The sequence below is a fragment of the Corallococcus terminator genome (assembly GCF_003611635.1).
GTDB classification, from domain to species: Bacteria; Myxococcota; Myxococcia; order Myxococcales; family Myxococcaceae; genus Corallococcus; species Corallococcus terminator.
Genome location: NZ_RAVZ01000366.1, coordinates 1 through 9,281, shown reverse-complemented (window position 1 = coordinate 9,281; position 9,281 = coordinate 1). Strand labels below are relative to the sequence as shown.

Here is a 9,281-nt window from a genome sequence, read left to right as displayed (position 1 = left end):
CTCCAGCGCCGCGCATCCCACCTCGGGCGCGCGCGCCTTCCATCCCCGCACAGACGCTCGCCGCCCAGCCGGGTCGCTGGCTGTGGACGTGCCGGGAGGGCTTCGAAGCACACCTGTTCGAGGAGCTGGTGTGGGCCCACGCCAACCCCCGCATCCTGGGCCCTGCCCTGGTGGAGTCCGAGCACCGACCGGACGTGCCCCCCGCCTTCGGCCGGGCCGCGGAGAAGGTCATCGCCACCTGGGCCCCCGCGGGCGGGGCGCAGGTGCCCGTGGAGGACATCGTGGACGCCCTGTCCGAGCTGCCCACCCGTGTGCCCTGGCTCCTGCGCGCCTTCACGCCGGACAGCGAGCGCGGCAACACGCAGGCCGGGCGCGCCGAGGCCCTGGAGGCCGCGGTGCGCTCGGCCCTGCACCCCAACCGCCTGCTGGAGGACGACAACCGGGCGCGCGAATCGGGCGCCCTCCTGGTGGGCCTGTGCGTGGCGCCGGACGGCGTGCTCATCCTGGGCGCGATCAGTGCCCGCGAGGCCCTGTCGCTGACTCCGGGCGGACGGCGGCGGATGAAGCGCGCGGGCGAGTCCCCGTCCCGCGCGGCGATGAAGCTGGAGGAGGCCCTGGACGGCCTGGCCGATGAGCCGGGGCGCGGCGACGTCTGCGTGGACCTGGGCGCGGCGCCGGGCGGCTGGACGCAGCGGCTGGTGGCGCGCGGGGCGCGGGTGGTGGCGGTGGACCCGGCGAAGCTGATGCCGGAGCTCACGAAGAACCCCCGCGTGCAGCACGTGCAGGAGAGCGCCTTCGCCTATGCCCCGGAGGAGCCCGCCGACTGGCTCTTCTGCGACATGGCGTGGCGGCCCCTGGAGGTGGCGCAGCTCCTGGCCAAGTGGGGGCGCCGACGCTGGGCCCGCAACCTGGTGGCCAACATCAAGCTGCCCATGAAGGACAAGAACCCGCTGCTGCTGCGCGTGAAGCAGATCCTCGTGGACGACGGGGGCTGGGACGGCCTCACCGTCCGCCAGCTCTACCATGACCGGGATGAGGTCACGGTGACGGCGCGACGCATGCGCTGAAAGCAGCCTGCGCCCGGGTGCTGTCCGCGCTACACACCCGGGTACGATGCCCTATTCCATCGACGATCCCACCGCCACCGCCCTCGTCGCACTCCACCCCCGGGCCGCCCGGCCCGGGCATGCGCACGAGGCGCCGCAGGCGGCCGCCCTGGAGCTCATCGCCACCGAGCAGCGCCGGCGCGGCCAGCCGGATGCCACCGGCGCGCTGCACGTGCTGGCGCTGACGCAGGGGACGCTCCTCAAGGAGCAGTTCGACCTGTCCACGCACGCGCACCACGACGGCTGGACCGTGGGCGCGGTGATGGTGGACGTGAAGGAGATGATCCACTTCAACGCGCGCTTCGGCTTCCCGGCGGGGGACGCGCTGCTCAAGGCCCTCGTGGCTTCGCTCGCCGCGCAGTACCCGGGTGCGCGCATCGTGCGATTCCAGCCGGACGGCTTCGCGGTGCTGCTCGTTCCCACGTCCCAGCTCACCGTGCGCGAGGACAGCGCGGACACCACGCGGGCGCGGCTGACGGAGGATCTGCGCCCCACCCTGCCCCCGGGCGCCGCTGCCACCGACGTGCCGGGCTTCACCGTGGCGCTGCTGGAGCTGACGGTGCACCAGCCGTCCCACTGGCAGGTGCTGGGGCCGCTCCTGTGGGCGGAAGTGGAGCGGGCCTACATCATGGAGCGCACCGGGCGGACGCACGGCCTGCAGCGCCGGCACCTTCGCCTGGATGCGTTCCTTCCGGAGCCGGAAGGAACCTGAAGCGTCGGGGCGGATCAACGGGGCTCGCCAACATGAAGCCCCGGACCCTGCTCCCCGGAATCCCTCGAACTACTCCTCGAGGATGAACTTGCGCGGGTTCTGCGGCACGCCGTTCACGCGCACCTCGTAGTGCAGGTGGGGACCGGTGGAGCGACCGGTGTTGCCCACCGCCGCCACGGGGACGCCGCGCTTCACGCGGTCGCCGGCCTTCACCAGAATCTTGGACAGGTGGCCGTAGCGCGTCTTGATGCCGTAGCCGTGGTCGATGACGAGCACGTTGCCGTACCCGCCCTCCAGACCCGCGAACACCACCGTACCGTCCGACGGCGCGGTGACTTCCTTGCCGTGCGGCGCCGCGATGTCCAGGCCCGCGTGCGTCACCCGGTCCGCCGTGTACGGATCCAACCGCTGACCGAAGTCGCTGGTCACCCAACCGCGCGCCGGCCACACCGACGGCGTGGAGGCCAAGAGCGACTTCTGGTCCTGGAAGTACGCCTGCAGGTCCTGGAGGCTCAGCTCCTGGCGGGTGGCCTCCGCGGAGAGCCGGTCCAGGCGGCCCAGCAGCACCTTGGGCGTCTCCGTGGTGGTCAACTGCGTGAACTGGGTGTCCGTCGTGGGCGCCGTGGTGCCGGTCTCCGGCTCCGTGGGACCCATGGCCAGGTTGCGCTGCGGGTCCGACAGGAGCGTCACCGCGCGCAGCTTCTGGTCGAAGCGCTCCACCCGGTCCAACGTGGAGCCAATGTGTTCGATGCGCTCACGCACCGACTTGAGCTGGGAGCGCAGCGTGAGGTTCTCCTCACGCAGGATGCGGTTCTCCGAGGCGTCCGCGGCGACCTGCAGGTAGTGGATGCTCGCACCCGCGCCCAGTCCCGCCACCAGCATCAGGCCCATGCCCACCTGCACCAGCCAGGAGCGCTGGATGGTGTAGCGCTTCACCGGAGCGTCGTGGTCCGGGATGACCATCAGCGTGAAGGACTTTTTGGCCACGGACCACTCCTGGAGAAACCCTGCTCTTACGTGGGACTTCCGGCGGCAGAACCTAAGTCGCTCCGCGCGCGCGCAACACCTCCCCCGCCAACCGCCCCCCACCACACCGTCACCCATTGGCGATTTGCCATGGGTGGAAAGGTTGGGGCAGCTATCATCCGTCTTCGAAGAGTGTCAAGGTCAACAGAGGCCGGGCGCGCCCCACCGCACCCGGGTCAAGGGCGGACTTCAGCCGCCCATGCGCACGACAATGACGCTGATGTTGTCGTCGCCGCCACGCTCGTTGGCCAGGTCGATGAGGTGCTTGGGCACCTCCTCGAAGCTGCCGGAACGGGCCACGGCTTCGTGGATCTCCCGGTCCTCCAGCATGTTGGCCAGACCGTCGGAGCAGAGCAGGAACACGTCACCGGGCTCGGACACGAGTCCCATGACGTCCACCTGCACCTCCTCCTCGAAACCGACGGAGCGGGTGATGATGTTCTTGTAGCGGGAGTGCTTCGCCTCCTCGGGGGTGATCATCCCGGCCTTGATCTGCTCGTTGACCAGGGAATGGTCCTCGCTGATCTGCTGGATGAGGTCGCCGCGGATGAGGTACGCGCGACTGTCGCCCACATGGGCGAAGAAGGCGTGCTCGTCGCGGACCACCAGGGAGATGACGGTCGTTCCCATTCCGGAGAGTCGCGCGTCGTCCTGGGCGGTGAGGTAGATGGCCTGACAGGCCTTCTCCACCGCGGAACGAAGCGCCTCTGGAATGGGCGACTCCTGGAGGTTGGGAACACTGACGAAGGGGTTGTCTCGCCCTTCGCGCGCGCGCCTCAACTCCTTGTCGATGGTCTCGACGGCGATGCGCGACGCGGTACCACCACCCGCGTGCCCACCCATTCCGTCCGCCACGACGTAGAGCTGGAGCTCATCGTCAATGAGGAAACTGTCCTCGTTGTGATTGCGCTTGCGCCCGACGTCCGTCAGGCCAGCGGAGATGACTTTATGGCGGGGGGCCGCGGTCTGCCCTGCGGTGCTGGACACGCGCCGGATGCTATGTGAGCCCCAATGAGGGGGCAAGGACGCGGACGAAAACTCACGGTGCGTCATGCCCTCCCCCCTGGGTCACACCTACCTTCGGGGCCTGATTTCAGGCCGTCCGCCGCAGCCGGCCCCTGGGGCTGGTGCCCTCCGGACCCGATTCCCGGCGTGCCCGGGGGGAGCGGTGGGCCGAACGGACCAGGGCCTCGGCCGCCCCCAGCGCCTCCCGCGTCACCTCCACGCCGGACATCATCCGCGCCAGCTCCTGCGTGCGCTCGGCGCCCGCCGCCAGGGGCACCACCTGGGACACGGTGCGCTCGCCCCGGACGCTCTTGCGGATGAGCAGGTGCGCGTCCGCGTAGGCCGCCACCTGGGGCAGGTGCGTGATGCACAGCACCTGCCGGTGGGAGCTGACCTCGCGAATCATCCGCCCCACCACGTCCGCGATGGCGCCGCTCACGCCCGCGTCCGCCTCATCCAGCACGTAGCAGCCACAGGCGTCGCTGTCCGCCAGTGCACGTTTGAGGGCCAGGAGCAGCCGGCTCGCCTCGCCGCCCGAGGCCACCTTGGCCAGCGCGCGCGCCGGTTCGCCCGGGTTGGCGCTGAAGTAGAACTCCACCTCGTCCAGGCCGTCCGGGCGCAGCGACTCCCCGGCCGTCACCCGCACCTCGAAGGCGGCCTTGCCCATGGCCAGCCCGCCCAGGCCCTCCCGCACCTGCTGGGAGAAAGCCCCGGCGCTCGCCTTGCGCGCCTTGGACAGGGACAGCGCCGCCTTGCGCGCCCGCTCCTCCACGCGCTTCTTCTCCTGGTTCAGCTCCTCCAGGATTTCGCGCCGGTTCTCCAACGTGCCCAGTTCGGTCTCCAGCTCGCCGCGCTTCAGGAGGACGCCGTCCAGCGTCGCGCCGTGCTTGCGGCACAGCCGCTTGAGCGCGTCCAGCCGCTCCTCCACCTCGCCCAGCCGCCCGGGGTCGGATTCCAGCCCCTCCACGTAGCGGTTGAGCCGGCGCGCCGCCTCTTCCAGCTCCGACAGCGCGGTGCTGAGCGACTGCGCCACCGGCGCGAGGGTCGCGTCGCACTTGACGCCCTCGTGCACGAGCCCCAGCGCCCGGCCGACGATCTCCACCGCCGAGGGCGCATCGCCCGCCACCAGCAGCTCCGCCTCCGCGCCGTGGCGCTTGAGCTTCTGCGCGCTGCCCAGCCGGCGGCGCTCCGCGTCCAGCTTCACGTCCTCGCCGGCCTCTGGCTCCAGGCGCGTGATTTCGTCCAGTTGGAAGCGCAGGAACTCCGCGCGCTCACGCACCTTGGCGTCGTCGCCACCGAGCGCGTCCATGCGCGACTCCACCTCGCGCAGGTTCGCCCACTCGCGGCCGTACGCGGCCAGCGCGTCCTCCAGGCGCCCGTACTTGTCGAGCAGCACCCGGTGCAGGCCGGAGTCGAAAAGGCTCACGTGTTCGTGCTGGCCGGCGATGTCCACCGCGCCCCGGGTGAGCTTCCCCAGGACGCCCAGCGTCACCAGCGCGCCGTTGACGTAGACCTTGCCGCGCCCGGTGCGCCCCAACACCCGGCGCACCAGCACCTCATCTCCCAGGTCTGGGAGTCCCAGGTCCTCCAGCCGGGAGGCCAGCGCCGGTGTCCGGGCGAACACGCCCTCCACCGCCGCGTCCTCGCAGCCTGCCCGGATGACGTCCGCATCCGCCCTCCCCCCGAGCAGCAGACCCAACGCGTCCACCAAGATGGACTTGCCGGCCCCTGTCTCACCCGTGAGGACGGTGAGGCCGGCGCCAAACGCCACCTCCACCTCCTCAATCACCGCTACGTTCGAAATCCGAAGTCCCAGCAGCACGCGCGCCCTCCGCGGTCCGTACGTCGCCCCAACACCTGAACACCCTAGCAGGTCTCGATGACACTGCACAGGTGTTCGGTTCGGGTGCACGCAGGGAGGGCGGGGGGAGGGGCGGACCCGTTGGGCCTCCAACCCTTCCCCACCTCCTGGGGCCCATCAGATTTCGGTGAACAGCTCCTGGATGTCCTGCTCCGTGAGCGTGCGGCCCATGTCGTCCCCGTCCGTGCCGAGCACGCCGGCGGCGAGCTCCCGCTTGCGACGCTGGAGGCTGAGGATCTTCTCCTCCACCGTGCCGCGGGTGATCAGCTTGTAGCTGATGACCGCGCGCGTCTGACCGATGCGGTGCGTACGGTCCGTGGCCTGGTCTTCCACGGCCGGGTTCCACCACGGATCGAAGTGGATGACGTAGTCGGCCGCGGTGAGGTTCAAGCCGGTGCCGCCCGCCTTGAGGCTGATGAAGAAGAGCGGCGGCCCGTCCGGACGGTTGTACTCGTCCACCTTGCCCATGCGGTCCTTGGTGCGGCCGTCCAGGTACAGGTAGGTCATCCCCTTCTTGTCCGCCTCCTGCTTCAACAGCTCCAGCATCTCCGTGAACTGGCTGAAGACGAGCGCGCGGTGGCCTTCCGCGATGAGGTCCTCCACGAGCTGCATGAAGCGCTCGAGCTTCGCGCTGGACGGAAGCAACGTTCCGGGCGGCATCTTGAGCAGGCGCGGATCGCAGCACACCTGCCGCAGGCGCATCAGCGCGGCGAGGATGGACACGCGGCTGCGCTTGAAGCCCACCTTCTCGATGGAGTCATTCACCTTGCGGCGGCTCTCCTCCAACACCTCGCGGTAGAGCGCGGCCTGGCCGGGCTCCATCTCGCACCACGCGACGCTCTCCGTCTTCGGCGGCAGGTCCTTGGCCACCTCCGTCTTGAGCCGGCGCATGATGAAGGGCTGGATGCGGCGGCGCAGCCGGTCCTTCGCGGTCGGGTCGTTGGCCACCTGGATGGGCTGCTCGTAGCGGTCGCTGAAGCCTTCCGCGCTGCCCAGGAAGCCGGGCATCAGGAAGTCGAAGATGCTCCAGAGTTCCGACAGCCGGTTCTCCAGCGGCGTACCGGTGAGCGCGAGCCGGGTCTCGCTGGGCAGCGACTTGCACGCCTGCGCGGTGGCGCTGTCCGCGTTCTTGATGTTCTGCGCTTCGTCCAGGATGACGTAGCGGAAGCCCACCTGGGATAGCTGCTCCAGGTCGCGGCGCACCAGCGCGTACGACGTGAGCACCAGGTCCATGCCCTTCAGGTCCTCGGCCCGTTCGCGCCGGTCCTGCCCGTGCCACACCATGGCCTTGAGGCCCGGCGTGAAGCGCTCCGCCTCGCGCTCCCAGTTGGCGAGCACGCTCGTGGGCGCGACCACCAGCGACGGCTTGTGGCCCTCTTCGTTGGCCACCTTCTGCATCAGGCTCAGGGACTGGATCGTCTTACCCAGACCCATGTCGTCCGCGAGGATGCCGGACAGCCCGTGACGGCGCAGGAACCAGAGCCAGGAGAGGCCCGATTCCTGGTAGTGGCGCAGCGTGGCCTGGAGTCCTTCCGGCGCGGCCACCTTCGGCACGCCCGACGTCTCGCGCAGCGCGAGCATCGCCTGCCGCGCCTTGGCCTCCACCTCGGTGAACTCGCCCAGGTCCGCGAGCAGATCCAACGCCACCGCCTGGTGCAGCGGCAGCCGCGTGCGCGTGCGGCCCGGCATCGCGCCGGCCTCTTCCAGGAGGTCCGCCACGCGCTTGATCTCCGCAGTGTCCGCCTCCGCGAAGGAGCCGTCCTTGAGGGGCACGAACTTGCGCCCCGAGTCCAGCCACATGCGGATGGCGCCCAGGTCCACGGCCTGATCGTCGGTGACGAACTCCGCGTCCAGGTCGAACCACTGCACGCCGCTCATGCCCACGCGGATGCGCGGCTTGAGCTTCGGACGCAGCCGCACCTTGGGGGCCGTGACGCCGTAGCGCTCCCACTCCTCCGGCAGGCTCGCCAGGCCCCGCGCCCAGAACTCCAGGGCCGCGTCGCCCGTCGCTTCGAAGGACAACGAAGGGACATCGAAGCGCATCCCCTGGTCCAGAAGCAGCTTGCCCGCGGAGCGCTCCACCTCGTCGCGGCGGCGGTACAGCTTGCGGCTGTCCTCGCCGACGCCACTCGCGTAGCCCAGATGGGTCGCGGTGGGGGACACCGCCACCGTCGTCTGACCGTAGCGCGCGGCCAACTGCACCTTCACGCGCTCGGCGGCGCCTTCCAGCGTGACGACGAAGCGCGGCTCCACCCCCTCGTCGACCTCGATGTCGTCCGCCTTCAACGACATGCGGAAGCGCGGCAGGTGCGCGGCGAAGAACGTCAGCACCCGGTCAAGCTGTCCGGCCGGGAAGGCCATGGACGGCTCCAGCAGCCACTTGCGCAAGAGGCGCGGCGGGAAGTCCGGCTCCACCGGGTGGAGGTTCTGCGCCTGGATGACCCAGGTGCGCCGACCCGCCAGCACGATGATGTCCTTGAGCGGGTAGCCCACGCCGTCCGGGAACAGCAGCTCGATCTGCGCGGTGGCGCCGTCCGTGCGCGATTCCAGGTGGATCTGCGGCCGCACGGGCGCGTCCATGTAGACAAGCGGCGTGCCCCGGTAGATGACCCGGCGCTGGCGCAGGAGCTCCAGCACTTCGACCAGGTCCTCGTCGGACAGCACGATGCGCGAGTCGTAGCGCTGCTCGTGGCGCGCGAGCACCATGAAGATGCGCTCGTCCGGGGGCGCGATGCGGCTGCCCGTCTGGAGCAGGCGCTTGACGTGGACGGGGCCCTTGGTCTGCGCGTCCTGGCGGCGGACATCCACCACCCAGTGACGGCCGGTGGAGCCCCCGGTGCTCGTGTTGGCGGGGGTGAGCCGGTAGAGGAACTCGTAGTCCGGCAGCGACGACAGACCCAGCCAGCTCTCCACCTTCGCGAGCGCGGGCAGGGTGACGCCTTCCATCCCCGGCGCGTCGCTGGGGATCTCCACCTCGTCGTCCGCGTGCATCCCGTCGTCCTCCGGCATCGGAGGAGGGGGCGGCGGCGCGACCTTCTGCGGCGGCGGAGGCGGCCGGAAGCGCGCGGCGTAGATGAGCGCCACGGCGACGACGTGCTCGCAGTGCGGGCCGGTGGTGTTCCACACCGGGCAGGTGCAGGAAGAAACGACCTTCCCCTCTGCCGGCATCAGGACCACGTCATAGCGCTCGCCCGTCGGAGCCGCGACCTGCGCGCGGATGCGTTCGGGTTCACGAGTCAGGCCGAATACGCGGCGGCCCTCGGCCACCTCTCGACCTTTCTTGAACGTGGGGGGCTGGACCTCGGCCTTGAGGGCGCGAAGCCACAGTCCGTCTTGCGGGGAGAGAGGGTCTCGGGTGTCGGCGGTGGTTTGCACGGCTTGCAATGCCCCAGACTCCTTGGCCTTGGTCGGGGGGAACCGCCTCGCTTAACACAGCGAAGGCTTCCCCGCGCGCGGTAAAAAATAGGGCGTCCGCCGGCGGAGGCATCCGCCCGAGCGAAGCTGTGAGATCATCAACGTCCGCCATGTCCTGGTCCCGTCCCAGACCGCCCGCCTTCCGGCCCCTCCCCCC

General features: G+C 70.2%; 6 protein-coding genes. 2 read left to right on the top strand and 4 right to left on the bottom strand.

All coding sequences use genetic code 11. The features are described 5' to 3' along the window. Positions 1–14 precede the first annotated feature (14 nt). The gene (gene rlmM, locus D7V88_RS34775) at positions 15–1,067 is read left to right on the top strand and encodes a 23S rRNA (cytidine(2498)-2'-O)-methyltransferase RlmM (protein ID WP_244238555.1); all 1,053 of its coding nucleotides are present in this window, start codon (positions 15–17) and stop codon (positions 1,065–1,067) included. Positions 1,068–1,113: 46 nt separating this feature from the next. Further along, positions 1,114–1,818 carry a diguanylate cyclase domain-containing protein gene (locus D7V88_RS34770; protein WP_120544907.1) on the top strand — a complete coding sequence of 235 codons (705 nt, stop codon included), beginning with the start codon at positions 1,114–1,116 and terminating at the stop codon, positions 1,816–1,818. A gap of 69 nt (positions 1,819–1,887) precedes the next feature. Here the strand turns inward: D7V88_RS34770 and D7V88_RS34765 are convergent, their stop codons facing one another. The 4 genes from D7V88_RS34765 to D7V88_RS34750 form a co-directional block, all read right to left on the bottom strand. Then, positions 1,888–2,805: a M23 family metallopeptidase gene (locus D7V88_RS34765; RefSeq protein WP_120544906.1), complete on the bottom strand. Its 918-nt coding sequence runs from the start codon at positions 2,803–2,805 to the stop codon at positions 1,888–1,890. Positions 2,806–3,033: 228 nt separating this feature from the next. Next, a complete protein-coding gene (locus D7V88_RS34760) occupies positions 3,034–3,831 on the bottom strand; it encodes a Stp1/IreP family PP2C-type Ser/Thr phosphatase (RefSeq protein WP_120544905.1) in 798 nt (265 codons plus the stop codon). A gap of 106 nt (positions 3,832–3,937) precedes the next feature. Next, positions 3,938–5,671 carry a DNA repair protein RecN gene (gene recN / locus D7V88_RS34755; RefSeq protein ID WP_120544904.1) on the bottom strand — a complete coding sequence of 578 codons (1,734 nt, stop codon included), beginning with the start codon at positions 5,669–5,671 and terminating at the stop codon, positions 3,938–3,940. Positions 5,672–5,827: 156 nt separating this feature from the next. Then, positions 5,828–9,094: a DEAD/DEAH box helicase gene (locus D7V88_RS34750; RefSeq protein ID WP_372241151.1), complete on the bottom strand. Its 3,267-nt coding sequence runs from the start codon at positions 9,092–9,094 to the stop codon at positions 5,828–5,830. Between the last annotated feature and the right edge of the window lie 187 nt (positions 9,095–9,281).